Source organism: Xanthomonas sp. BRIP62415 (assembly GCF_003993515.1).
Classification (GTDB): domain Bacteria; phylum Pseudomonadota; class Gammaproteobacteria; order Xanthomonadales; family Xanthomonadaceae; genus Xanthomonas; species Xanthomonas euroxanthea.
The window spans coordinates 43,288-69,096 of record NZ_QEZH01000028.1 but is presented as its reverse complement, the minus strand read 5'-3'; the positions used below and the strand labels follow the sequence as shown (position 1 = coordinate 69,096).

At 66.9% G+C, this 25,809-nt stretch carries 20 protein-coding genes, 1 pseudogene and 1 riboswitch; of the genes and pseudogenes, 12 read left to right on the top strand and 9 right to left on the bottom strand.

Annotation, left to right across the window (positions count from 1 at the left end; translation table 11 throughout):
- Window positions 1-261 precede the first annotated feature (261 nt).
- From EO141_RS12970 to EO141_RS12960, 3 genes are all read right to left on the bottom strand, one after another.
- A complete protein-coding gene (locus EO141_RS12970) occupies window positions 262-1,989 on the bottom strand; it encodes a cation acetate symporter (protein ID WP_104585622.1) in 1,728 nt (575 codons plus the stop codon).
- The gene (locus EO141_RS12965) at window positions 1,986-2,303 is read right to left on the bottom strand and encodes a DUF485 domain-containing protein (RefSeq protein WP_104585619.1); all 318 of its coding nucleotides are present in this window, start codon (window positions 2,301-2,303) and stop codon (window positions 1,986-1,988) included. The genes EO141_RS12970 and EO141_RS12965 overlap by 4 nt, the downstream gene beginning before the upstream one ends.
- 84 nt (window positions 2,304-2,387) lie before the next feature.
- Complete coding sequence (locus EO141_RS12960; RefSeq protein ID WP_164739200.1) at window positions 2,388-3,770, bottom strand: DcaP family trimeric outer membrane transporter; 1,383 nt, start codon at window positions 3,768-3,770, stop codon at window positions 2,388-2,390.
- Window positions 3,771-4,064: 294 nt separating this feature from the next.
- Between EO141_RS12960 and acs the strand changes: the two genes are divergently transcribed.
- On the top strand, window positions 4,065-6,008 hold the full coding sequence (gene acs / locus EO141_RS12955; protein ID WP_127169398.1) for an acetate--CoA ligase: 1,944 nt from the start codon (window positions 4,065-4,067) through the stop codon (window positions 6,006-6,008).
- Between the two features lie 252 nt (window positions 6,009-6,260).
- Window positions 6,261-6,929: a response regulator transcription factor gene (locus EO141_RS12950; RefSeq protein ID WP_010374372.1), complete on the top strand. Its 669-nt coding sequence runs from the start codon at window positions 6,261-6,263 to the stop codon at window positions 6,927-6,929.
- A gap of 89 nt (window positions 6,930-7,018) precedes the next feature.
- Here EO141_RS12950 and EO141_RS12945 read toward each other — a convergent pair whose 3' ends face one another.
- Complete coding sequence (locus tag EO141_RS12945; protein WP_241236665.1) at window positions 7,019-7,582, bottom strand: hypothetical protein; 564 nt, start codon at window positions 7,580-7,582, stop codon at window positions 7,019-7,021.
- Window positions 7,583-7,911: 329 nt separating this feature from the next.
- Here EO141_RS12945 and EO141_RS12940 point away from each other — a divergent pair, with 329 nt between their 5' ends.
- Both EO141_RS12940 and EO141_RS12935 read left to right on the top strand, forming a co-directional pair.
- Window positions 7,912-8,475, top strand: coding sequence for a TlpA disulfide reductase family protein (locus EO141_RS12940; RefSeq protein WP_180708177.1), 564 nt, complete (start codon window positions 7,912-7,914; stop codon window positions 8,473-8,475).
- A 3-nt stretch (window positions 8,476-8,478) separates the two neighbouring features.
- Window positions 8,479-8,682, top strand: coding sequence for a hypothetical protein (locus tag EO141_RS12935; RefSeq protein WP_104649885.1), 204 nt, complete (start codon window positions 8,479-8,481; stop codon window positions 8,680-8,682).
- Window positions 8,683-8,796: 114 nt separating this feature from the next.
- Here EO141_RS12935 and EO141_RS12930 read toward each other — a convergent pair.
- Window positions 8,797-9,117: pseudogene (locus EO141_RS12930) on the bottom strand (xylan 1,4-beta-xylosidase); the annotation flags it as partial.
- A gap of 293 nt (window positions 9,118-9,410) precedes the next feature.
- Between EO141_RS12930 and EO141_RS12925 the strand changes: the two are divergent.
- From EO141_RS12925 to EO141_RS12905, 5 genes are all read left to right on the top strand, one after another.
- Window positions 9,411-10,454, top strand: a complete 1,044-nt coding sequence (locus EO141_RS12925) for an aldo/keto reductase (protein ID WP_209271795.1) — start codon at window positions 9,411-9,413, stop codon at window positions 10,452-10,454.
- A complete protein-coding gene (locus EO141_RS12920; RefSeq protein ID WP_127169396.1) occupies window positions 10,451-11,323 on the top strand; it encodes an amidohydrolase family protein in 873 nt (290 codons plus the stop codon). Before EO141_RS12925 ends, EO141_RS12920 begins: the two co-directional genes overlap by 4 nt.
- Window positions 11,320-12,090, top strand: a complete 771-nt coding sequence (locus EO141_RS12915; RefSeq protein WP_104649882.1) for an SDR family oxidoreductase — start codon at window positions 11,320-11,322, stop codon at window positions 12,088-12,090. The genes EO141_RS12920 and EO141_RS12915 overlap by 4 nt, the downstream gene beginning before the upstream one ends.
- Before the next feature lie 151 nt (window positions 12,091-12,241).
- Entirely contained in the window at window positions 12,242-13,099 is an 858-nt protein-coding gene (locus EO141_RS12910) for a fumarylacetoacetate hydrolase family protein (protein ID WP_127169395.1), read from the top strand.
- 182 nt (window positions 13,100-13,281) lie between these two features.
- Window positions 13,282-14,604, top strand: coding sequence for an L-fuconate dehydratase (locus EO141_RS12905; RefSeq protein WP_127169394.1), 1,323 nt, complete (start codon window positions 13,282-13,284; stop codon window positions 14,602-14,604).
- 276 nt (window positions 14,605-14,880) lie between these two features.
- Here EO141_RS12905 and EO141_RS12900 read toward each other — a convergent pair whose 3' ends face one another.
- On the bottom strand, window positions 14,881-15,246 hold the full coding sequence (locus tag EO141_RS12900) for an L-fucose mutarotase (RefSeq protein ID WP_104585593.1): 366 nt from the start codon (window positions 15,244-15,246) through the stop codon (window positions 14,881-14,883).
- Window positions 15,243-16,547, bottom strand: a complete 1,305-nt coding sequence (fucP, locus tag EO141_RS12895) for an L-fucose:H+ symporter permease (protein WP_127169393.1) — start codon at window positions 16,545-16,547, stop codon at window positions 15,243-15,245. Before fucP ends, EO141_RS12900 begins: the two co-directional genes overlap by 4 nt.
- A 180-nt stretch (window positions 16,548-16,727) precedes the next feature.
- Here fucP and EO141_RS12890 point away from each other — a divergent pair, with 180 nt between their 5' ends.
- The 3 genes from EO141_RS12890 (at window position 16,728) to EO141_RS21845 (ending at window position 19,115) form a co-directional block, all read left to right on the top strand.
- A complete protein-coding gene (locus tag EO141_RS12890) occupies window positions 16,728-17,477 on the top strand; it encodes a helix-turn-helix domain-containing protein (RefSeq protein WP_115051111.1) in 750 nt (249 codons plus the stop codon).
- Window positions 17,478-18,089: 612 nt separating this feature from the next.
- A riboswitch (yybP-ykoY riboswitch) is annotated at window positions 18,090-18,218 on the top strand.
- 46 nt (window positions 18,219-18,264) lie between these two features.
- A complete protein-coding gene (locus EO141_RS12885) occupies window positions 18,265-18,849 on the top strand; it encodes a manganese efflux pump MntP family protein (protein ID WP_127169392.1) in 585 nt (194 codons plus the stop codon).
- A gap of 71 nt (window positions 18,850-18,920) precedes the next feature.
- Window positions 18,921-19,115, top strand: coding sequence for a manganese efflux pump (locus EO141_RS21845; RefSeq protein WP_256359920.1), 195 nt, complete (start codon window positions 18,921-18,923; stop codon window positions 19,113-19,115).
- Between the two features lie 442 nt (window positions 19,116-19,557).
- On the opposite strand, the gene EO141_RS12880 is transcribed toward EO141_RS21845, so the two are convergent.
- Both EO141_RS12880 and EO141_RS12875 read right to left on the bottom strand, forming a co-directional pair.
- A complete protein-coding gene (locus tag EO141_RS12880; RefSeq protein ID WP_127169391.1) occupies window positions 19,558-23,007 on the bottom strand; it encodes a PAS domain-containing hybrid sensor histidine kinase/response regulator in 3,450 nt (1,149 codons plus the stop codon).
- Between the two features lie 402 nt (window positions 23,008-23,409).
- Window positions 23,410-25,764 carry an NdvB protein gene (locus EO141_RS12875; protein WP_164739219.1) on the bottom strand — a complete coding sequence of 785 codons (2,355 nt, stop codon included), beginning with the start codon at window positions 25,762-25,764 and terminating at the stop codon, window positions 23,410-23,412.
- Window positions 25,765-25,809: the final 45 nt, after the last annotated feature.

The window sequence follows — 25,809 nt, the reverse complement described above, 5'->3', positions numbered from 1 at the left end:
AGCGCTGTCGTGCATGCGCGCGCAGCGCGTCGGACGCCAGCGCACCGAGGTCTGATGGGGCGTTGCGCACGGGTCGTCACGATGCTGGATCGCTGCCGGCACCGGCGCGGTGTGCGCGGTCGACCGATAACCCCCCCGCCCTTCGCGTCAGAAGACGATCATAGGGACGTGGCAACACAGGCGCTGCCCGCTGCCAGCCTTGGCCAAAACGCAAAACGCCGGCACTAGGCCGGCGTTCTGCGACTGCTCAGTGACTGTCCGTCAGTGACCCGACGCGCCGCTGGCACCCAGGCCGGTTTCGGCACGGATCTGCTGCGCCTTGAACGCGGCACGTTCGTTGGCGGCCTGCGGGCTGTGATCCAGGATCGAGAACAGCCAGATGCCGACAAAGCCAATGGTCATCGAGAACAGCGCCGGCGAGGTGTACGGGAACGGCGCCGAGCCGGCTGCATTGCCCAGCGTGTCCACCCACACCGACGGCGACAGCACCGTCAGCACCAGCGAGGAGATCAGGCCCAAAAAGCCACCGACCACCGCACCGCGGGTGGTGCAGTTCTTCCACAACAACGACAGGATCAGCACCGGGAAGTTGGCCGAGGCGGCGATGGCGAATGCCAGCGACACCATGAAGGCCACGTTCTGCTTCTCGAACACGATGCCCAGCAGCACCGCGATCACGCCCAGCACCAGGGTGGTGGCGCGCGAGACCTTCAGCTCCGAACCCGGCGCCGGGTTGCCCTTCTTGATCACCGTGGCATACAGGTCATGCGACACCGCCGAGGCACCGGACAGGGTCAGGCCTGCGACCACCGCCAGGATGGTGGCGAAGGCCACCGCCGAGATGAAGCCCATGAACACGTTGCCGCCGACTGCGTTGCCGACCAGCACCGCCGCCATGTTGGCCGCGCCCTTGCCGCCGTGGATGGTGCCGGTGGTGACATCGGCGAACTGCGGGTTGGTCAGCACCAGAGCGATCGCACCGAAGCCGATGATGAAGATCAGGATGTAGAAGTAGCCGATCCAGGTGGTGGCCCACAGCACCGACTTGCGCGCCTGCTTGGCATCGGGAACGGTGAAGAAGCGCATCAGGATATGCGGCAGGCCGGCGGTGCCGAACATCAGCGCCATGCCGAAGGAGATCGCCGAGATCGGGTCCTTCACGAAACCGCCCGGCCCCATGATCGACAGGCCCGCCTTGGCCGCATCCTCGGGCGATGCACCGCCGTTGGCCGCGATCGCCGTCTTCACCCGCACGCCCTCGGCAAACAGCGCCTCGAAGCTGAAGTTGAAGTGCCACATGATCGCCACGGCCATGAAGGTCACGCCGGTCAACAGCAGCACCGCCTTGATGATCTGCACCCAGGTGGTGGCGGTCATGCCGCCGAACAGCACGTAGACCATCATCAGCACGCCGACCAGGGTCACCGCCACCCAGTAGTCCAGCCCGAACAGCAGCTTGATCAACGCGCCGGCGCCGACCATCTGTGCGATCAGGTAGAACAGCACCACCACCAGCGTGCCCGACGCGGCAAAGCTGCGGATGGCAGTCGGCGCGAAGCGATAGCCGGCCACGTCGGCGAAGGTGTACTTGCCGAGGTTGCGCAGCCGTTCGGCCATCAGGAAGGTCAGGATCGGCCAGCCGACCAGAAAGCCGATCGCATAGATCAGGCCGTCGTAGCCGTTGGCCATCACCGCGGCGGTGATACCCAGGAACGAGGCCGCCGACATGAAGTCGCCGGCGATCGCCAGGCCGTTCTGGAAGCCGGTGATGCCGCCGCCGGCGGTGTAGAAGTCGGAGGCCGACTTGGTCTTGGCCGCCGCCCACTTGGTGATCCACAAGGTGCCCAGCACGAAGAAGGCGAACATGCCGATCGCCACCCAGTTGGTGGGTTGCTTGTCGACCTGGCCCATGTCGCCGCCGGCGGCCAGCGCGATGCCGGCCGGCAGCAGCCCGGCCAGGATCAGGAGAAGACGCGAATACTTGCTCATTTGCGGGCGTCCTCGAGGATCTGCGCGGTCAGCTGGTCGTAGGTGTTGTTGGCGCGGCGCACGTAGATGGCGGTGATGGCGATGGTGAACACCATCACCCCGATCGCGATCGGGATGCCGATCGAGGTCACGCCTTCACCCATCGGCTTGGCGAGGAATTCCTTGTCGAAGGCGATCAGGCCGATGTAGCCGTAATAGGCCAGCAACATCAGCACGGTGAGGGTCCAGCCCAGCGTGTTGCGCTGGCGCTTGAGTGCGTGGTACTTCGGATTGGCATCGATCTTGGCGATCAGTGCGTCATTCGAGACGGTCATTGTCTGTCTCCTGGTAGAGCGCTGGTAAAACGACGGTGGCCTTGCCCGTTCCACCGCAGTGGAGCGGGCCGCCAGTGGCAAAAACTAGAAGCTGTACTTGGTGGTGAATTGCAGGCGCGAAATGTCGCCGCTGTCGCCGTTCTCGGCTTCGCGGCGGCCGTACATCAGCTCCGCGCCCACATCGACCTTGGGCAGCGGCGAATAGAACACGTTGGCGCGGATGCTCTGCTGCGACTTGCTCGCGAGCGCGCCGGTGTTGGCGATGTCGTGGTCGTAGTTCACGCGCGAATACATGATGGTGCTGCGCAGCTTGGCGTTGTAGTCGTGGCGCCAGGCCACCCAGCCGGCGATCGTGCTGACGGTCTGGATGTTGCCGTCGATGTCGATCTCCACATCCGAGCCGTTGCCCAGGCCCAGGTAGCGCCCCAGGCCTTCGCCGTAGCTGAGCTGGTAACGCAGATCGTTGTTGGCGTTGATGATCCAGCGGCCGCCGCCGGCGATCGCACCGCCGAAGTCGGTGTCGTTGGTGAGCGCGCTACGCGTGCGGTACTGGCGCGCGATCGCCGACAGGCCGAACGTGCCCCAGGTGCCCTTCCAGTTGTAGCGCGCGGTCAGGTCCGGCATCGCGCCGTGGTCCGAGGCCAGGATGGTGTTGCCGCCCTGGTAGGGCGTGGTCAGTGTCTCGGGATTTTCCGCCGACACGCTGAAGGCGCCGCGGGTATAGCGGATCTGGGTCTGGCGGCTGAACAGCGCGCCGTCGGTCGGCCCGACGATGTCGGCCGCCTCGGGCAGGATCGTGGAATCGATGAAGTTGGACCAGGTCTGGCCGGCCAGCCAGTTGTTCCAGCTCACGTAGGCGTGGCGCAGGGTGCCGCCGTACAGATTGTTGACCTGGTTGGCCAGCGCGTTACCGAAGAAATCCAGCTCGATGAAGCCGGTGATCTTGTCGCCGTTTTCGGTGACCGTGTCCACGCCCAGGTTGAAGCGCGAGAACTTGGCGTGGAAGTCGGTGTCGGTGCTCGAGGCCTGGCCACCGACCGGCGTCTGGGTCGGGATGTACAGGTAGCGCCCCACCGCGCCTTCGGGCAATGCGCCGTCGGAGGTACGGGTGGTCATGAAGTCGGCCTTGATGAAACCACCGTAGCGGAACGTCGTCCCCGCCGCTGCATTGGGTGTGATGCTGGTCAGCTGGATCGGCCGCTTGCCGGCCGGCACCGCCGGCGCGGCAGGTGCCTGCGCCTGTGCGGCACGCACCTCGGTCACCTGGGTCTGCGTCTGCGTGATCTGGCCCTGCTGCTGCTGTTGCGCAGACACCAGCAGCTGGACCTGACGCTCGAGCTCGGCGATGCGCGCTTCCAGCGCCTTTTCCTTGGCGGTCTGCGCGAACGCCACGCCCGGCAGGATGCTCGCCACCAACAAGGCAGCCGCCAGCGGATGGCGCACTAACGGTGCAGTACGGTGTGTCATGGACCCCTCTCCCCGATATGGCCTCGCGCTTGATGGCGATGCTGTGCGGAGCGTGAGGCAGTCCGCGCTTTGCAGCCTATTCGCCTTTGGTCGTAGCTGCAGCGCAGCATTCCACAAGGTGACCGATCGTCGCACCAGGGCCGGCAACGGATTGCGGATCACGCGCTGCGGCAGGTAAGACCAAGGTCTAAGGCCCGGTTGAACGCCGGGACAGAATGGATACGGCACACTGATTGTCTACCGAGGGCAGCCGCAACGTCCTCTTCCGACAAGTTCATCGCAAGTGAGGGTGCCATGGCTGAGGTTTATCCCGTCGATCCCGCGTTCGCCGCCAATGCGCGCATTACGCGCGAGCAGTACGCAACGCTGTATCGCGAATCGATCGAACACCCCGAGCAATTCTGGGGCAAGGCCGCACAGCGGCTGGAATGGTTCAAGCAACCCACCCAGGTGAAGGACGTCAGCTACGCGCTGGAGGATTTCCATATCCGCTGGTTCGGCGATGGCGAGCTCAATGCCAGCGTCAACTGCCTGGACCGCCAGCTGGCCACGCGCGGCGACAAGACCGCGCTGTTGTTCGAGCCCGACAGCCCGGATGCGCAGTCCTATCCGGTCACCTATCGCCAGCTGTACGAGCGCGTCTGCAAGCTCGGCAATGCGCTGCGCAACCTGGGCGTCAAGAAGGGCGACCGGGTCACCATCTACCTGCCGATGATCGTCGATGCCGCCGTGGCCATGCTCGCCTGTGCGCGCATCGGTGCGGTGCACTCGGTGGTGTTCGGCGGGTTTGCGGCCAATTCGATCGCCGACCGCGTGATCGATTGCCAGAGCAAGCTGATCATCACCGCCGACGAAGGCCTGCGCGGTGGCAAGAAGATTCCGCTCAAGGCCAACGTGGATGCAGCGCTGAAACTGCCCGGCACCAACACCGTGGAAACGGTGCTCGTCGTGCGTCACACCGGTGGTGCGGTCGAGATGCAGGCACCGCGCGATCGCTGGTTCCACGATGTGGTCGACGGCCAGCCGGCTGCGTGCGAGCCCGAGCGCATGAACGCGGAAGATCCGTTGTTCATCCTCTACACCTCCGGGTCCACCGGCAAGCCCAAGGGCGTGCTGCACACCACCGCCGGCTACCTGCTGTTTGCCAGCTACACGCACGAAGTGGTGTTCGACCTGCGCGAGGACGACATCTACTGGTGCACCGCCGACGTGGGCTGGGTCACCGGCCACAGCTACATCGTCTACGGCCCGCTCGCCAACGGCGCCACCGCGGTGATGTTCGAAGGCGTGCCGAACTATCCGACCGTGTCGCGCTTCTGGGAAGTGATCGACAAGCACAAGGTCAGCATCTTCTACACCGCGCCCACCGCGATCCGCGCGCTGATGCGCGATGGCGAGGAGCCGGTCAAGAAGACCTCGCGCAAGAGCCTGCGCCTGCTCGGCAGCGTCGGCGAGCCGATCAATCCGGAAGCCTGGCGCTGGTACTACGAGGTGGTCGGCGACAGCCGCTGCCCGATCGTGGACACCTGGTGGCAGACCGAAACCGGCGGCATCCTGATCTCGCCGCTGGCCGGCGCGGTCGATCTCAAGCCCGGCTCGGCCACCCTGCCGTTCTTCGGCGTGCAGCCGGCACTGGTGGATGCCGAAGGCAAGGTCCTGGAAGGCGCCACCGAAGGCAACCTGGTGCTGCTGGATTCGTGGCCGGGCCAGATGCGCTCGGTGTACGGCGACCACCAGCGCTTCATCGACACCTACTTCCGCACCTATCCGGGCAGCTACTTCACCGGCGACGGTTGCCGCCGCGATGCCGATGGCTATTACTGGATCACCGGCCGCGTGGACGACGTGATCAACGTGTCCGGCCACCGCATCGGCACCGCCGAAGTGGAAAGCGCGCTGGTCTCGCACCCGAAGGTCGCCGAAGCGGCGGTGGTCGGCTTCCCGCACGACGTCAAGGGCCAGGGCATCTATGCCTACGTGACCTTGATCGCCGGCGAAACCCCGAGCGAGGAACTGCACAAGGAACTGGTGACCTGGGTGCGCGAGGAAATCGGCCCGATCGCCTCGCCCGACCACCTGCAGTGGGCACCGGGCCTGCCCAAGACCCGCTCGGGCAAGATCATGCGCCGCATCCTGCGCAAGATCGCCGAAAACGCCCCCGACCAACTCGGCGACACCTCGACCCTGGCCGACCCGTCGGTGGTGGATTCGTTGGTCAATGAGCGGTTGGCGCGCTGACGCGCGTCGGGAATGGGGAATCGGGAGTGGGGAATCGTCGAAGCGGTTCCCTGAGCAGTGGGGAATAGGCGGCATGGGGATTTGTGGAAGCGGTCCCCAGGCCATGTCTGCCCACGTCGATTTTTGATCTCCCAACCCGTCACACTGACTTCGCCGCCTCGCTGTCGCCGTCTTGTTGTTGCTTTGCTGCCTTCGCTGTTGCCTTTGCAATTCCCGATTCCCCACTCCCGATTCCCGATTCCCGGCACCTCAATGACCACCCTGCTGATCGCCGACGACCATCCCCTGTTCCGTGAGGCCTTGCGCGGGGCTGTGCAGCGCGTGATGCCGGGCGTGCAGTTGTTCGAGGCCGACACGGTGGATGCGCTGTACACCCTGGCCGATGCGCAACCGGATGCCGACCTGTTGCTGATGGATCTCAACATGCCGGGCGCGCAGGGATTCAGTGCGTTGGTGCACATGCGCTCGCTGCATCCGCAGCTGCCGGTGGTGGTGGTGTCGGCGCGCGAGGAGCCGACGGTGATGCGGCGTGCGATCGACCATGGCGCGTTCGGGTTCATTCCCAAGTCCGCCGATTCGGACACCATCGGCCGCGCCCTGGCCACGGTGCTCGATGGCGAGCGCTGGATCCCGGCAGAGGCGCAGAACCTGCCGCCGACCGACAGCGAAGAACGCGAAGTGGGCCAGCGCCTGCGCGATCTCACCCCGCAACAGTTCCGCGTGCTGCAGATGCTCGGCGCCGGGCGCCTCAACAAGCAGATCGCCTACGATCTGGGCGTGTCCGAGGCCACCATCAAGGCGCATGTCACCGCGATCCTGCGCAAGCTCGGCGTCACCAACCGCACCCAGGCGGTGCTGATGGCCGGCAAGCTCGCCATCGATGCCGACGGCATCGTACTGCCGCCGCCCGAAGACGACTGAGCACGCTGCAGCGACCGGCTGCGCGCCCCGTTGGCGCAGACCGATCGCCGTCGCAGGAAACGCTGCCGGTGGCAGCTCCGGCACGCTCGTCAGCGCAATGGCTGGCCGGTGCAGACCTTCGATGCGCGTTGCGGCGAGGGCGTGTGCCACACCGCGTTGCCGTTTTCGTCCTCGCCTTCATAGATCGCATAGCGCCCATCGTCCTGACGATGCATGGTCGGGCTGAAGGTGAGGAAATCGGTGCGGCCGTCCGGGCCAATGAACTGCATATCGCCTCCACAGGCGATATTGGAATTGGTTTCCGGCCCCAGCGCAGCGCAGGTGACCTGCGAGGTCTCCGCTCGCACCACGCGCGTCACGCGCGGCCGGACCAGCCCGCGATCGGCGGCGTCGCAGAAATAATCGGCAAGCACCGTGCGCATCTCCTGCTGCGACGGCATCCAGGACGGACAGCTGCTGTACGCATCGGCCGTGCAGCTTGAGACAACCGCGGCAGGCGCGTTGCGATCGGGCGCAGCAGCGAGGCTGTCTTGCAGCGGCAGCAACAGGCAGGCGGCGACCGCCAGCAGGGGAAGATAGGAAGGCATCGAAACGTGCGGCCTGGCGTGTATGGGGCACGCGACTGTACGCCATGGGCAATCGATGCCGTGCATGTCCACGCTGCGGCATGGCATGCGTGTGGCATGTCGTGCGCCTGCCGCGCATGGTCCGGTCGCGATTACGGCGGCGATGGATGCGTCGCGCGCCGGTGCGGCGCGGTGGCATCGCTCCACCTGCAGCGTCGCAGTTGCGCAATCGCTCCGTGCCGACTGCCGCGGCACTGGCAAGCCCAAGCGCCGGGGCGTGACCGCGTCCACAGCCCCGCACCGCGCGACATCGCAGTTGTCGATATCACCATTGACCATCAGCTCATGCCTGGGCAAGGCTCGGGCTTGATGACGCTACTGGAGCTGGCATGGCGCGACGTTTTCCCTGGCTCTGGATCGGGCTGCTGGTTGCCTGTGCATTAATCGCGGTGCTTGCATGGCAGAACAAGCAGCTGCGTGCGCAGCAGCAGATGTTGCAGACCCGCATCAGCGCGCCGTATGACGGCATGTACGTGCCGCGCATCGCGGTCACCGATACCCAGGGCCAACGCCATCTGCTCGGCGTGCCGCAGGGACAGGCGCAGGTGCTGTTCTTCTTCACCACCACCTGCCCGTATTGCCAGCGTTCGGCACCCACCGTGCTGCGTGCGGCAAGGCAATTGCAGGCCAATCTGCCCGGCCGTCCGCAGTTGCTCGGCGTATGCCAGTGCGATGCGGCGCAGGCTGCGCGCTATGCGCATGTGCATGGCTTCGATTTTCCGGTGGTCACGTTGACCGATCGTCGCGCACTGATGCTGTTTCGCGCGCGCAACGTGCCACTGCTGATGGCCATCGATGGGCAGGGGCGCGTGCGCCATTCCCGTCTTGGCGTCTTCGATACCACGGAGCAGGTGCAGGACCTGGTCGCCGCGTTGCGCCGCACGGATGCGCCAGCGGCTTTGGCAACGGTGAAGGAGTAATGCATGAAGAAGCGTTGGGGTACTTTGCGGACGGCGTTGATGGCGGCCACGTTCCTGGCCAGTACCGGTTTCGGTACGTTCCAGGTCATGGCGGTGGATAACGCACAGCCGAAAACCGAATCGTGTAGTGCGTGGGCCTGCAAAGCCGAGTGTCCGGAGTTTGGCGGCGACCTGGGGCAAGGCAACGTCTGCTACTGCTGCGGCTAGGAGCGGCGAGCGAAACGCCTGTGCAGCTACGTTTTGTTAGCCACGCCAGGTCTGATGGCGGGGTCCCCCCGGACCCCGCCGTTTACCCGCATCGCTGGATGCTGCAGACCGCGCTCAGCGCAGCGCGCGGTAACTGAAATCACGCAACACCACTGCGCCTTGCTGCGCAGCGTAGATGCCGAGCTGCAGGCTCAGGAAGCCGCCGAACACGTTGTGGTGAAAGCCGGACATTTCCATGCGCGTGGGGTGGCGAATCCACTGCCGGCCATCGTCGAAGCAATAGTCGAAGGTCACCACATGCGCCTCGTTGCTCAGACGCAGGCGGATGCGTCGGTGCGTATTGGGCGCGCGTGCCCACACCAGTTCTTCGGAGTATTCGTAGGTCTTGATGGTATCGGGCGTAACGCCGATGCCGACGAAGGCCTTGTGGTTGAACCGCACGTGGCTTGCGCAGCGTTGGTGCCTGTCTTGCGCCCGTCGCACGAGGCCATGCGGCAAGGATTTCGATACAGACCGGGTTCCTACGTCGTGCGACGCTGGCGAGCGGGGCGGGCTGACGACCTACCGTGGCGCTGCACGGCGCACGTATCGGCCTTGTGGTCCGCAATGCTGCACTGCAGCGTGATCTGTTTACTCATGATTGCGATATTCATATGCGAACAGACCGGCATCGGCCGGCTGGTGGATGTCGCGATGCCCAGCCCCTGCTTCCCAGATTCCGTGTGCACCTGCCCCGCGACCGCCCTGCGCGCGGAGTGTGCGGCGTGAGCGTTGCGCGGCAGCGTCTGGGCGGCACCGATGTGCAGCTGTCGGCACTGGGGTTTGGCGCCGCGCCGATCGGCAATCTGTATACCGAGGTCGATGACGGCCAGGCACTGGCCGCGGTGGCGGCTGCGTACCAGGCCGGCATCCGGCACTTCGACACCGCGCCGTACTACGGCTACGGGCTGAGCGAGACGCGCCTGGGCCGTGGTTTGGCCGGCGTGCCGCGCAGCGCCTACACGCTGTCGACCAAGGTCGGCCGCTGCATCCACGACGACGCGCAGGCCACCGCCGGGCGCGACGGCTTTGCGGTGGCGGGCCGGCGCGCCGAGTTCGACTACAGCGCCGACGGCGTGCGGCGCGCGTTCGCCTCCAGCCTGGAGCGCCTGGGCACCGACTACGTCGACGTGCTGCTGCTGCACGACATCGGTGCGCTGACCCACGGCGACAACCACGCCAACGTCCTGCGCCAGGCCTTGGAGGAGGCCTTGCCGGCGATGGCGGAGCTGAAGGCGGCCGGTGCCTGCGGGGCGATCGGGCTGGGGGTCAACGAGCAGGACGTGGCGCTGGAGGTGCTGCCACGCTTTCCGCTCGACTGCGTGATGCTGGCCGGCCGCTACACGCTGCTGGAGCAGCACGGTGCCCGCGCGCTGCTCGAGCAGGCGCAGCAGCGCAACGTGGCGATCCTGTCGGCCGGCCCGTACAGCTCCGGCCTGCTCAGCGACGCACATGGCCCCGGCGCGACCTACAACTATGCCCCGGTCGACACCGCCACCCTGCAGCATGCGCAGCGCCTGTATGCAGCCTGCGCGGCGTTCGGGGTGGATATCGGCGCGGCCGCGTTGCAGTTCCCGCTGGCGCATCCGGCGGTGACCACGGTGGTGGCCGGCATGCGGACGGTGGCCGAGGTGCACTCGGCCGCCACGCGGTTGCAGGCGGCGATTCCGCCTGCGCTGTGGCAACGCCTGCGCGATGACGGCCTGCTCGACGCGGACCTGCCCACGCCATGAGCCGCATCGACGCGCATCTGCATTTCTGGCAGCTGGCCCGTGGCGATTACCACTGGCTGACGCCCGAACTGGCGCCGCTGTATCGCGACTTCGGCCCCGCCGATATCGGCCAGGCGCTGGATGCTGCCGATATCGATGGCGTGGTGGTGGTGCAGGCCGCCGCGACCGAGGCCGAAACGCGCTACCTGTTCGAGCTGGCGCGCGCCGATGCGCGCATCGCCGGCGTGGTGGGCTGGGTCGATTTCGCCGCGCCCGATGCCGCCGCGCGCATCGATGCGCTGGTGCAGGCCGGCGACGGTGTGCTCAAGGGCCTGCGCCCGATGGTGCAGGACATTGCCGATGCGCAATGGCTGGCCCAGCCCGGGCTGGATGCCGCCTTCGACGCCCTGCTCGCGCACGACCTGGCCTTCGACGCCCTGATCCGCAGCGTGCATGTGCCGGCGCTGCAGGCACGCCTGAAGCGCCATCCACAGCTGCGCGTGGTCGTCGATCACGGCGGCAAGCCGCAGATCGCCGCAGGCGAATTCGTCGCCTGGGCCGCCGGCATGGCCGCGCTGGCGCAGCATCCCAACGTGCACTGCAAACTCTCCGGCCTGCTCACCGAAGCAGCGCGCGGCGCCGGCGTGGAGGCGCTGGAGCCGTATGTCGCGCATCTGTTCGCACGCTTCGGCCAGCAGCGCATGCTGTGGGGCAGCGACTGGCCGGTGCTGACCCAGCGCGCCGAGTATGCGCAGTGGCTTGAGATCGCACAGCACCTGGTTGCCACACACGCCGACGGCCATGCCAAAGCGGTGTTCGGCGACAACGCACGCACGTTCTATCGTCTGCCACGGCCGGCGGCCCCCACCCACGGAACCTCTTCGGTATGACTGTCTCGATCCCTGCAACTCCCAACGACCGCCTGCATGGCAAGCGCTGCCTGATCACCGCCGCCGGCGCCGGCATCGGCCGCGAAAGCGCGCTGGCCTGCGCGCGTGCCGGTGCGCAGGTGATCGCCACCGATATCGACGCCGCGGCCTTGCAGGCGCTGGCAGCCGAATCCGATGCCATCACCACCCAGCTGCTGGATGTCACCGATGCATCGGCAGTTGCCGACCTGGTCGCCGCGCACGGCCCGTTCGATGTGTTGTTCAACTGTGCCGGCTTCGTGCACCAGGGCAGCATCCTCGATTGCGACGAGCCGGCCTGGCGCCGCTCGTTCTCGATCAACGTCGATGCGATGTACTACACCTGCAAGGCGGTGCTGCCGGGCATGCTCGAGCGCGGCCGCGGCAGCATCATCAACATGTCCTCGGTGGCCTCCAGCATCAAGGGCGTGCCGAACCGCTTCGTCTACGGCGTCACCAAGGCCGCAGTGATCGGCCTGAGCAAGGCCATTGCCGCCGATTACGTGGCCCAGGGCGTACGTTGCAACGCGATCTGCCCCGGCACCATCAAGACGCCGTCGCTGGGCCAGCGCGTCAAGGCGCTGGGCGGCGACGAACAGGCGGTGTGGAAGAGCTTCACCGACCGCCAGCCGATGGGCCGCCTGGGCGACCCGCGCGAGATCGCGCAGCTGGTGGTGTACCTGGCCTCGGACGAATCGTCGTTCACCACCGGCCAGACCCATATCATCGATGGCGGCTGGTCGAACTGAGTACGACCATGGATCGCGGCGCCGCGCACCACTGCCAGATGCGATGCGTCCCGCTCGTCCGCCTCGGTTTGCGCCCGCCGTCCTTACCCACCCGATGCACGCGCGCCAGCGTTGCTGGCCGCTCCATTCCTCACCTGCAAAGGAAGACTGCATGAAACTCGTACGCGTTGGCGCCCCCGGCCAGGAACGTCCCGGCCTGATCGATGACCAAGGCCGCATCCGCGATCTGAGCGGCGTGATCGACGATGTGGCCGGCGAGCACATCACCAATGCCGGCCTGGACAAACTGCGTGCGCTGGATGTGGCCACGCTGCCGCTGCTAGAAGGCGAGCTGCGCTATGGCGCCGCCGTGGGGCAGATCGGCAAGTTCATCTGCGTGGGCTTGAACTACGCCGACCACGCCGCCGAATCGGGCATGGACGTGCCCAAGATGCCGATCCTGTTCATGAAGGCCACCACTGCCGTGTGCGGCCCCAACGACACCGTGATCATCCCGCGCGGCTCGGTCAAGAGCGATTGGGAAGTGGAACTGGGCGTGGTGATCGGCGATGTGGCGCGCGATGTCACGGTGGACGAGGCGCTGAACCATGTCGCCGGCTACGCGGTGATCAACGACCTGTCCGAGCGCGAATTCCAGCTCGAACACGGCGGCCAGTGGGTCAAGGGCAAGAGCGCCGACACCTTCGGCCCGATCGGCCCGTGGCTGGTCACCCGCGATGAAATCGCCGACCCGCAGAACCTGTCGATGTGGCTGGAGGTCAACGGCCACCGCTACCAGAACGGCAGCACCCGCACGATGGTGTTCGGCGTGGCCGAACTGGTCAGCCACATCAGCCGCTACATGACGCTGATGCCGGGCGATGTGATCAGCACCGGCACCCCCCCGGGCGTGGGCCTGGGCCAGAAGCCGCCGGTGTACCTGAAGCCGGGCGACGTGATGGAGCTGGAGATCGAAGGGCTGGGTCGCCAGCGCCAGCCGGTGGTGGCGCATCCGCGCGATGCGGTTTGAGGCCTCTTTCCTCAGCACCTTTTTCCGCATTGGAAAGAGATGGCGGTCAAGGCAAGTCGTAATACATCCGGCACGATGCAGCCCGAAGCCCTCTCCCGGTGGGAGAGAGGCTCTGGCGTCCTGCTCCGTTTCCGTCTTACTCCGCGCGTTTCTAATTTTCGTTTCCATCGCCCAGGACCTCCATGCGCACCATCATCGCCCTCGACACCCACGATGTCCGCTTCCCCACCTCGCGCGAGCTCGATGGGTCGGATGCGATGAATCCGGATCCGGATTACTCGGCCGCCTACGTCGTGCTGCGCACCGATGCGCCGGATGACCTGGCCGGCTACGGCCTGGTGTTCACCATCGGCCGCGGCAACGATGTGCAGACCGCCGCGGTGGCCGCACTGGCCGAGCACGTGGTCGGTCTGTCGGTGGACGAGGTCGTCGCCGATCTGGGTGCGTTCGCGCGCCGGCTCACCAACGACTCGCAGCTGCGCTGGCTGGGCCCGGAAAAGGGCGTGATGCACATGGCGATCGGCGCGGTGATCAACGCCGCCTGGGATCTGGCCGCGCGCGCAGCGAAAAAACCGCTGTGGCGCTACATCGCCGAACTCACGCCCGAGCAGCTGGTCGACACCATCGACTTCCGCTACCTCACCGACGCGCTCACCCGCGACGAAGCGCTGGCGATCCTGCGTGCGGCGCAACCGCAGCGCGCGCAACGCATCGCCACGCTGATCGAACAGGGCTATCCGGCCTACACCACCTCGCCCGGCTGGCTCGGCTACTCGGACGAGAAGCTGGTGCGCCTGGCCAAGGAAGCGGTGGCCGACGGCTTCCGCACCATCAAGCTCAAGGTCGGCGCCAACGTGCAGGACGACATCCGCCGCTGCCGCCTGGCGCGCGAGGCGATCGGCCCGGACATCGCCATGGCGGTGGACGCCAACCAGCGCTGGGACGTGGGCCCGGCGATCGACTGGATGCGCCAGCTGGCCGAATTCGACATTGCCTGGATCGAGGAACCGACCAGTCCGGACGATGTGCTCGGCCACGCCGCGATCCGCCAGGGCATCACGCCGGTACCGGTGTCCACCGGCGAGCACACCCAGAACCGGGTGGTGTTCAAGCAGCTATTGCAGGCCGGCGCGGTGGACCTGATCCAGATCGACGCCGCGCGCGTGGGCGGGGTCAACGAAAACCTCGCCATCCTGCTGCTGGCCGCCAAGTTCAATGTGCGCGTGTTCCCGCACGCCGGCGGCGTCGGCCTGTGCGAGCTGGTGCAACACCTGGCCATGGCCGACTTCGTCGCCATCACCGGCAAGATGGAAGACCGCGCGATCGAATTCGTCGACCACCTGCACCAGCATTTCCTGGACCCGGTGCGCATCCTGCACGGCCGCTACCTGGCCCCGGAGGCAGCGGGTTTCTCGGCGGAAATGCATGCGTCCTCGATCGCGGAGTTCAGCTATCCGGAAGGACGTTTCTGGGTCGAAGATCTGGCCGGCAACGCCAAGGCCTGAGCACGCAGCCCCTCATCCGCCCTGCGGGCACCTTCTCCCGCACCCGGGAGAAGGGCGTGGTCGGCGTTGGCTCAGGTGGGGTAGGCGTCTGCGCCATGTCCCCACCGTCGGGCGTCTGCAGCATGCTGCCAGTCAGCCGTTCGCCAGGCCGAAGACGCAGACCCACAAGCGCCCCACCCGGTAGTGCCAGGCCGGCCGGACCGCAGCCCCGCCAAGCGAATGCTCCCTTCTCCCGCAAGCGGGAGAAGGTGCCCGAAGGGCGGATGAGGGGCACGGCTAGCGCTGCGCGTCGATCGCCGCACTCAACGCAAAGATCCGCCCCGCCTCGCGCCACTTCTCCCCAGGCGCGCTGCCCGGCAGCGGTTTCTGGAACCGCCACATCAGGTCCTCCCAGGCCTGGATCCGCGGATCGGCCGCATCCCGCGCGGCCTTGGCCGCCGGATCGTAGGTGTCGCCGACCTCCATCAGCATCACCAGGCGGTCGCCGCTGCGGAAGATCTCCAGCTCCAGGATGCCGGCCTGCTGCAACGAGGCCACCACTTCCGGCCAGACCTCGCTGGGCCGATGCCAACGCTCGTACTCGGCGATCAACTGCGCATCGTCGTGCAGATCCAGCACGTAGCACAGCCGCCGCGTGCTCATGCGCCTGCCCCAGCAATCACCGGCGCCGCGCGCCGTGCGCGCAACGCGAACAGCAGGATCACCGCAAAGCACCCACCCGGCACCACCATCGCCCAGTGGATACCGGCCAGGTCCGACACCGCGCCCATCACCGCGGTGAGCAGCGCACCACCGATGATCGACATCACCAGCAAGGACGAGCCCAGCTTGCGCGCATCGTCATGCAGGCCGTCCAGGCCCAGCGCAAAGATGGTCGGAAACATCACCGACATGAACACGCTTGCGGCCACCAGCGCATACAGGCCGGTCCAACCGGGGAAGGCGATCGCCACCGCACACAAGACCAGATTGATCGTGGCAAAGCTCGCCAGCAACCTGGCCGGCGCCAGATAGCGCAACAGCGCGGTGCCGATGAAACGGCCGGCCATGAACAGCACCAGCGAGATGGTCAGATAGGTGGCCGCGCTTTTCTCCGGCGTGCCTGGCACCGCATCCTGCAGGTAACGGATCAGATAACTCCAGATGCCAACCTGCGCGCCCACGTAGAAGAACTGCGCCACCACCGAAAACACGAACAGCCGGTTGCGCAGCAATTCGCTAAAGCGTGCGCGCCTGGGCGCAGCCTCGCCCGCGCCGGCATCGCCGGTGGGAAAGCGCACCAGCGCAATCAGGATCGCCCACACCACAACCACCGCGCCGATCACCAGGTACGGCGTCTGCACCGCCGCCGATTCGGTGGCGAAGAATGCCGCGCGCGCGGCCGGCGTCATCGCCGCCAGCTCGGCCGGGGTGTGCTCCACGCCGGAGAAGATGAAGTGCTGGCCGACCAGCACGCCGGTGATCGAGCCCAACGGGTTGAACGCCTGGGCCAGGTTCAACCGCCGTGCCGCGCCTTCTGCCGGGCCGAGCACGGTCACCAGCGGGTTGGCGGTGGTTTCCAGGAACGCCAGGCCGCTGGCGATCACGAACAAGGCCAGCAGGAACAGCCAGTAGGTATGCACCTGCGCGGCCGGATAGAACAGGAACGCGCCGCATGCATACAGCAGCAGGCCCAGCACCACGGCCGCCTTGTAGCTGTAGCGGCGCATGAACATCGCCGCCGGCATCGCGAACACGAAATAGCCCAGGTAGAACGCGCTCTGCACCAGGCCTGCCTGCAGGTCGGTCAGCTCGAAGGCCTTCTTGAACTGCTTGATCAGGATGTCGTTGAGGTTGTTGGCCATGCCCCATAGAAAGAACAGGCTGACGATCAACAACAGGGGAACCATGGCGGTACGCGCCAGGTTGCCGCGCGGTGACGCGGCAATGTCACTGTGATGCATGCGACCGATCCCCTCCCAAGGCTGTGGCGCTTGCGTTGCTGTGCGGCGAGCGTACTGCGCAGGCCAGCACCATGCAAATATAAAAACTTTGTTTATATTTGCACGCGAGGGCCGACCCTCACCGCTGTCCGCGATGCCTGTACCCTGGCGCGCCGCAGCCTTGCCTGGAGCCGCAGACGGATGAGCACCGAACCCGCCAAGTACCGCGCCCCCGCCCTGGACAAGGGCCTGGACATCCTCGAGCTGCTCGCCCGCCAGGCACAGCCGATGAGCATGGGCGCGATCTCGCAGGGCATCGGTCGCTCGCGCGGGGAGATCTTCCGCATGCTGCAGGTGCTGGAGGAGCGCGGCTATCTCACCCGCGACGGCGAGGGCGACTATGTGCTGACCAATCGGCTGTTCATGCTCGGCATGCAGCAGCCGCAGGTGCAGAGCATCAGCGAAGCGGCGTTGCCGGTGATGCGGCGGCTGGCCGATGCGATCTGTCAGCCCTGCCACCTGGTGGCACCGTCCGGCGACCAGATCGTGGTGATCGCGCAGATGGACGTGCCCAGCGACCTGGGCCTGGTGGTGCGCCCGGGCCATCGCCGCCCGCTGACCCATTCCAGTTCCGGGCTGGTGCTGTTCGCGTTCCAGCAGCCGGAGGTGCAGGCGCGCTGGCTGGACATGCTCGACGCCAGCGAGGTGCCGTTCGAGCGTGCGCAGTTCCTGGCGGCCGCCGCGCAGGCGCGCAACGACGGCTATGCCATGCAGCCCAGCGAAGCGGTGGTGGGCGTGGTCGACCTGACCGCACCGATCCTGCAACGCGGCAGCGCGACCTATACGCTGACCGTCCCGTTCATCGCGCGCCGCCCGGAGCTGGTCGGCCCGCACGCGGCACTGCAGGCCTTGTGTGCGGCGACGGCGGAGATCTCCGCAGCGTTGCTGTAGCAGCGGCCCGGGCCGGGCGTTTGTTTGCGTCGGTGCTGGTGGCTCCCCGCTGCGCGCTGCCGGCGGTTGGCTCTGGCGTCTACCCGCTGCGCGGCTGAGCCTGTGCGTGTAGCGCTGGGCGCTCTTTCCGCAGTGCTGCGAGGGCAGCCTGGCCATCGCGCTCCACCCCACTGGTGTGGCGTGCACCCGCTGCGACGTCGCAGGCCGCGCACATCGCAGTGTTCCGGAAAGCGGCATCGGTGCATGTTGCTGATCGCTGCATGCCTGCATCGGCGTCCTGAAAGACAGCGGCAAGCCGGCGCCGGCGCATGCACGCACGTCCAGCTACGAAGTTCCATCGCACTGCTTGCGGCACATCCCACATCAGCGGCTTTTTCCCGCGTTTTTCGCTGCCTGCTTCATCGGCAAGGAGACCGTTTTTCAGCATAGCCAAGGCAATCGGGCACCACATCCGACCGGTGGGTGGACCTGCCGTCCGGGCCCTGGCGCCTGGAAACAAGGCAAAAACCCGCGTAAATCCCGGGTCGCAATAGCCACGGCTATAAAGATCAGACCGACCTTCGCGTGCAGTGCAGGCGCACCGAACGCGGCCATGCATTGCTACACTGCGCGCCCCCTTGGGGAGTAGCCTGCTTTCGTCCATCGAAAGCGCCTGCATCAACATACTCGGCCATTGCGCCGTGGTGCAGGCAACCAATCGTGGTTTGGCGAGACCAGCGGCATGCGCGCACAACAACGGTTGGCGCGGGCGCATGTCGTTGCGATCGTGCCCAACCCGAGAATGTCGATGTCCCCGTTTTCCATTGTGTTGATCGGTTTTGCGATGTCCACCGATGCGTTTGCCGCAGCGATCGGCAAGGGCGCGGCCATGCGCAAGCCGCAGTGGCGCGATGCGCTACGCGCCGGTTTGATCTTCGGCAGCATCGAGGCGATCACCCCGGTGATCGGCTGGCTGTTGGGGCGCGCCGCGTCCAGCCACCTGCGTGCGTTCGATCACTGGATTGCCTTCGTGCTGCTCGGCGGCCTGGGCGTGCACATGATTGTGGCCGGCCTGCGCAACGAAGCCGACGAGATTGACGATGCAGCTGCCGACACGCCAAAACGGCACGGCCTGCTCGCCCTGGCCACCACGGGTTTTGCCACCAGCATCGATGCGATGGCGGTCGGCGTGAGCCTGGCGTTTCTGGACGTGCATATCGGCGTGGTGGCGGTGGTGGTCGGGCTGTGCACCTTCAGCATGGTCACCGCAGGCGTCATGCTGGGCCGCGTGCTCGGCAACCTGATCGGCAAGCGCGCCGAGATCCTCGGTGGCGTGATCCTGGTGATCGTCGGCAGCGTCATCCTCTACGAACACCTCAGCGGCGCCGCATAGCACGCAGCGTTCTCCGGTAGGAGCGCACCTGGGCGCGACGAGGCGTTATCGATAAAGCCCCTCGCGCCCAGGTGCGCTCCTACGATGCAGGGCAGTGCGCTTCGTGCATGACCACCGCAGGCGTCAAGCTGGGCCGCGTATTAGACCGCGTGCTGGGCCGCGCGCTCGGCAACCTGATCGGCAAGCGTGCCGAGATCCTCGGTGGCGTGATCCTGGTGATCGTCGGCAGCGTCATCCTCTACGAACACCTCAGCGGCGCCGCGTAGCACGCAGCAGTCTGCCGTAGGAGCGCACCCGGGCGCGACGAGGCGTTATCGATAAAGCCCCTCGCGCCCGGGTGCGCTCCTACGATGCAGGGCAGTGCGCTCCGTGCATGACCACCGCTGGCGTCAAGCTAGGCCGCGTATTAGACCGCGTGCTGGGCCGCGTGCTCGGCAACCTGATCGGCAAGCGCGCCGATCCTCGGTGGCGTGATCCTGGTGATCGTCGGCAGCGTCATCCTCTACGAACACCTCAGCGGCGCCGCGTAGCACGCAGCGGTCTCCGTAGGAGCGCACCCGGGCGCGACAGGCGTTATCGGTAAAGCCTCTCGCGCCCGGGTGCGCTCCTACGATGCAGGGCATGCGCTCCGCGCGCGTCGGCATCGTGGATGTTTACTCGATGCCGACTGCATCGCCGCATGTCGCGGTGATGGCAGGGATGCACCCGTCAGCGCGTTTTCGCATCGTGATGCGCGCTCAGGAACGCGCGTAACGAGGCCGGCTTCACCGGTTTGGTCAGCAGGCGGTAGCCACGTTCGCGCGCGAGCTGCTTGAGTTCATCGCGGCCATCGGCGGTGAGCAGCGCGCCGGCAATCGGTGCAGGGGCGGCGGCCTGCAGCGCATCCAGCGTGTCCAGGCCATCGAGCCGGTCGTGCAGGTGGTAATCCACCAGCATCAGGTCCGGTTGCTCGCGCGCGCGTTCCAGCGCCTGATCCACCGTGCTGGCGGTGATCACCTCCACCTGCCAGCGACCGAGCAAGGCGCGCATGCCGTCGAGGATCTCGCGGTCGTTGTCCACGCACAGCACGCGCAGGCCCGCCAGCGAATCGCCGCTGGGCAGCGCGCGCGCCACCGCCACCGGCAGCACCGGTGGCAGCGGCACTGCCGCCACGCGCGGCAGCAGGATCGAGAACATGCTGCCGCGGCCGACCTGGCTGCGCGCGCTCAGGTCGTGGTCGAGCAGGCGCGAGATGCGCTGGCAGATCGACAGGCCCAGCCCCAGACCCTGCTCGCCCCAGTCGAACGGCTGCTGATAGCGGCGGAACTCTTCGAAGATCTGCCGCATGTGGTGCTCGGGAATGCCCGGGCCGGTATCCCACACCTGCAGCTCCACCTGGTCGCCGCGGCCGCGCATGCCCAGCACGATGCGGCCCTGGCGCGTGTAGCGCAGCGCATTGGCCAGGAAGTTCTGCATCACCCGGCGCAGCAGACGGCGGTCGCTGCGCACCCACAGCGGGCGGCTGTGCACCTGCAGCTGCAGGCCGCGGCTGGACGCCACCGGCGCGTATTGCGCGGCCAGTTCATGCATCAGCGCGCTGGCATCGAAGTCCTCGACCGTGGGCCGCAGGCCGCCGGCATCCAGCCGCGAGACGTCGAGCAGGCCATCGAGCAACTCCTCGGCCGCGCGCAGCGAGGCATCCACGCGCTCGGCCAGATGGCGTTGCTCCTCGTTGTTCTGGTGGCTCTCGCGCAAGGCCGAAGCAAACAGCCGCGCGGCATTGAGCGGCTGCAACACGTCGTGGCTGATGGCAGCCAGAAAACGCGTCTTGGATTGCTGTGCCAGCTCGGCCTCGCGCGAGCGATCGGCCACGCGCTGTTCCAGGTTCTCGTTGGCGTCCAGCAGCGCACGTTCGGCACGCTTGTAGTCGGTGATGTCGTTGTAGCTGGTGACATAGCCGCCGCCGGGCAGCGCCTGGCCACGCATCTCGATCACCTTGCCGTCGCTGCGGGTACGCTCGAACACATGCGGCGAGCCGGCGCGCATATGGCGGATACGGCGATCGATCTGGTCTTCGATATCGCCCTCGCCCAGCTCGCCGCGCTCGGCGTTGTAGCGGATCAGGTCGGCCACCGGGCGGCCGACATACAGCATGCCGTCCGGATAGCCGAACAGCTGCTGGTAGCGGCGATTCCACGCGGTCAGGCGCATTTCCGGGTCGACCACGCTGACCGCAGCGCTGATGTTTTCCAGCGTGGTGGACAGGATCTCGCGGTTGAAGCGCAGCTCCTGGCCGGCTTCGTCCAGCACCGCCACCACCTCGCCCAGGTCCATGCCCGAGCCGCGCAACAGGCTGGTCAGCACCAGGCGTGCGGAGGCCGCGCCGATCGAGGCGGCCAGCAGGCGCTCGGTGAACTGTACCCAGGCGCGATCGGCCACCACGGTGGGCTGCAGCTCGCGCTCCAGCAGCACCGCCTGGTCGACGAAGGCGCGGTGCGCATGCCGCTCGCCCACCACGCGCTCGGCCAGGGCCTGCAGGTCGGCCACGCGCACATGCCCGGGCCAGTCGCCGGCCACCGCCGGGCGCTGCGCGTACGGGTCCAGGAATGGCGCGGCGCGCAGGCGCTCGTCCACCCCGGGGCGCCAGCGTGCGGAGACCAGCATCATCGCGCCGACATTGATCAGCAGCGACCAGAACGTGCCATGCGCCAGCGGGTCCCAGCCATGCATGCCGAACAGTTGCTGCGGCTGCAACCAGGCGATGCCGAACGGCCCGTCCACCAGCCAGTCCGGCTGCAGCCACCCCGCGCGCGTGGCGGCCGGCAGCAGCAGCGTGTAGATCCAGGTCATGAAGCCCAGCACCATGCCGGTCTCCACGCCCTTGCGGCTGGCGCCGCGCCAGTACAGCCCACCGATCACCCCCGGCGCGAACTGTGCCACTGCCGCAAAGGCCATCAGGCCGTAGGCGGCCAAGGTGGTGTCGTTGGCCACGCTACGGTGGTAGCCGTAGGCGATCAGCGCCAGCAGCAGGATGGCGACGCGGCGGATCCACAACACCCGCGAGGCCACCGCCGCGCGCGCATCGGCGCTGCCACGGCGGCGCAGCAGCACCGGCATCACCAGGTCGTTGCTGACCATCGTGGCCAACGCGATGCTGGCCACGATCACCATGCCGGTGGCGGCGGAAAACCCGCCCACATACGCCACCAGTGCCAGCACGGTATTGCCCTGGCTCAGCGGCAGCGCCAGCACCACCGCATCGTCGACCACCGTGCTGCCCTTGCCGAACAAGGCCACGCCGGCCGATGCGATCGGCACCACCATCGCCGAGATGATCACCAGGTAGGCGCCGAACAACCAGCGCGCGCGCCGGATGTCGCCGACGTCGCTGCATTCCACCACCGCCACATGGAACTGGCGCGGCAGGCAGATCACTGCCAGGAAGCTGAGCAAGGTCTGCGAAATGAAGCCCACCGACGGGGTGTGCTCGAACAAGGTGCGCGCCGAGTCGGCGATGGGTACCTGATGGTCGCTCAGCCACACCCAGGCGAACAGCCCCACCGCGACGATGGCGATCAACTTGATCACCGACTCCAGCGCGATCGCCAGCATCATGCCGCGGTGGTGTTCGGTGGCATCGACCTGGCGGGTGCCGAACAAGGTCGCGAACAAGGCCATCAACAGCGCCACGTACAGCGCCGGATCGGCAAAGATGCCGCGCCCGGCACTGCTATGCCCGGTCAGCACCTCCAGGCTCATCGCCACTGCCTTGTACTGCAGGGCCAGATACGGAACGATGCCGACCAGCGCGATCACCGCCACCAGCGCCGCCAGCCGCCGCGAACGGCCATAGCGCGACGAAATGAAATCGGCGATGGAAACGGTGTTCTCGGCGCGTGCGATCAACGCCAGCCGCTCGATGATGCGCCAGCCGAACAGCAGCAACAGCAGCGGGCCCAGGTAGATCGGCAGATAACCGATGCCGTTGCGCACCGCCGAGCCGACCGCGCCGTAGAAGGTCCACGACGAGCAGTACACCGCCAGTGCCAGGCTGTAGACCGCTGGCCGCAGCCACGGCCGCTCCGGGTACAGCGGACGACGGTCACCCCACCACGCCACGCCGAACAGCAGCGCGGCATAGCCGACGGAAACCAGCAGCAGGATCCAGCTTGAGACCAAGGGGCGTTCCTAGGCGGCGCGAGGCGAGCCTGGGAGTTTACGCAGTGGGGAATCGGGATTGGGGGTTGGGGTTCGTGCCGGTCTGGTTGGCGGAGCGTGAAGCGTCAGACGCCCCTCATCCGCCCTGCGGGCACCTTCTCCCGCACGCGGGAGAAGGGAGTGATCCGCGTTGGCTCAGCGTGGTGTGTTCACCTGGACCACGTCTCCCTACTAGGCGTTTGCAGTGCGCTACCGGTCAGCCGTTTGTTGTTCCGCCAGGCCGATTCCGCCTCGCCGAAGCTTCAGATCCAAAAAAACGCCCACATGAGTGGCTGAGCCGCTCCGGCCGGATCGCAGTCCGGCCGGTCAATGCCCCCCTCTCCCGCCTGCGGGAGAGGGTGCCCGAAGGGCGGGTGAGGGCCGTCAGCCCGGCAGGCGCACCTGCACCCGATACGTACGGCCGGCGACGATGCCGTGCACACGCTGGTCCGGGCAAGCGGCTCCATCCACGTCAACATCTACCTGCGTGCGTCCCGGCTCCCGTGTCAGCGTCACCTCGAACTGCGCGCCGCGGAACTGGCGCGTCACCTGCGCGTGCGGCCAATGCGAGGGCAGCTGCGGTCGGATCGCCAATGCATCGCCCTCGCCGACCAGGCCGAACAGGCCTTCGAGCACGCAGCGATACACCCAGGCCACCGTGCCGGTGTTGAACAGCTGGCTGGACCGCCCGGCCGTGCGCGGATATTGATGCCAGGCGCCGCGATAGTAATTGGGCAACGACACCGGCAGATGGCCGCGCTGCAGCACGTCCTCGCGGGTGGGGCCGGGCAGCATTGCGCGCAGGATCTCCCAGGCGCGGTCGGCTTCGCCAATCTGGTACAGGCTGTACAGGTAGAACGCCACCGCATGGTTGTAGACCGCGCCATTTTCCGCGGCGCCCGGCCACTTCTGCGTCAACCGGCCCACGTCGTCGCGCATATGCGTGTACGCCGGGGCCAGCATCACCGGCCCGTACGGCGTATGCAGCTGTTCGCGCACCGCCTCCAGCAAGGCGTCGCGCTGCGCGGTGTCGGCGGTGCCGGCCAGCAGCGCAAAGCTCTGCGGATTGAGATAGATGCGTCCTTCCACATCGTCGGCGATGCCGAAGCGCACGCCGTCGTCGGTGATGCCGCGCGCATACCAGTTGCCGTCCCACAATTCCCGATTGGCATCGGCATTGACCGTCTGCACGGCCTGCGCAAACGTTTCTGCCTGCGCGCTTCGCCCATGCGCTGCACAGATGCCCGACCACAGCCGCAGTGCATACGCGGTGGCCACGGTGAGCCAGCCGGACACACCCTTGCCGCGCCAGCCGACCATGTTCATCGGGTCGTTCCAGTCACCCTGGGCGATGAAACTCAGGCCGCGGGCGTCGCGTGCGTCCAGCAACCATTGCATGGCCGCATCCAGGCGCTCGGCCACGCTCAGCGCCTGCCCGTCCTGCGTGCGGACCACCGCGTCGAGCACGCTGGCATCGCCGGTTTCGGCCAGATAGGCGCTCAGGAAGATCGGCAACCACACGCAATGGTCGGTATGCGGCACCTGGTTGATGTATTTCAGCTCGGCGCCTTCCACCAGCAGGATGCCGTCCGGCATCGCGCCGCTGGGTTCCTGCTGCGAGAGCGCGTGCAGCAACGCCGCGCGTGCGGTGGCCGGCTGCAGGTAGGCCATGCCCATGTGGTCCTGCAGATAGTTGCGCGTCTGCGGATCGGTGGTCAGGCGATTGACGTCGCCGTGATAGAACACCTGCCGCGGCAACCAATGATTGACCAGGTTGTCCAGGGCTGGATCGGGCGTGGCGATCTGCACGCAACCCTGCCCGCCCTGCAGATACTGCGCGTAGTCGCGCGCGGCGGCAGCAAAGCCGGCTTCGGACAGATAACGCGCACGCAGCGCGGCGATTTCTGCGTCGTCCTTGGCCGGCCCGAACGCGAAGCGGTAGACACTTGCCGCATCGGCGTCCAGCGTCAGCCGATACTGCAACGCGGCGGCCGGGTTCTCGTAGTGCGCATCGCTGTTGCCCAACTGCTCGGCCTGGATGGCCGAGGGCGCATGCAGGCCACCCTCGCCTTCGAAGGCCGTCTGCTGCGCATCCCAGGCCACCGGCGGCTGCTCGTGCAACAGGAAGGTGCAGTCCTTGAAATCGCGTTGACGGAAATAGTCGTCCACCTTCTGATACGGCGTCACGCTACGGCAGACGATGCCGCCCAGCGCCGGCTCGTAGGCGCCGCCCTGATGCATCCACGACATGTAGCCGATGGGGAAATACGGATACAGGCTGAGCCGGCGCGTGCGGCCGGACAGGTTATGCACGCGGCACTCCCACAGCTCCACCGCATCGTCGGTGGGCAACGCCACGCACAGCTCCACCACGATGCCGTCATGGCGCACCCGCCAGCGCACATCGTGCTTGCCGGCGGAAAACGCGAACTGCTCCGGCGGCGCGCGCACCGGTTCGTGCGGCACCGAATACAACGCGCCGCTGTCTTCGTCCTTGAGATAGAAGAAACGCCCGGGATGATGCGCGTAGTAGGGCTGCTCGGGCATCATGAAGTTGCGCGCCTCCAGCAGTGGCGCATGGGCATACTTGGCCGGCTCCGGCTGCATGAACTGCCCGGTGGCGTAACCACGGCAGGTGAGCTGCAGCATCATGCGGCGGTTCCACAGGAATGCGCCCGCGTTCGGCATCGCGGTGGGGCTGTAGAGCGCATACCGCGTGCCGTCGGCGCTGGGCGCCAGCAACGCGGACAGATCGTCGTTGGACGTGGTGCTGGAATCAGCCTG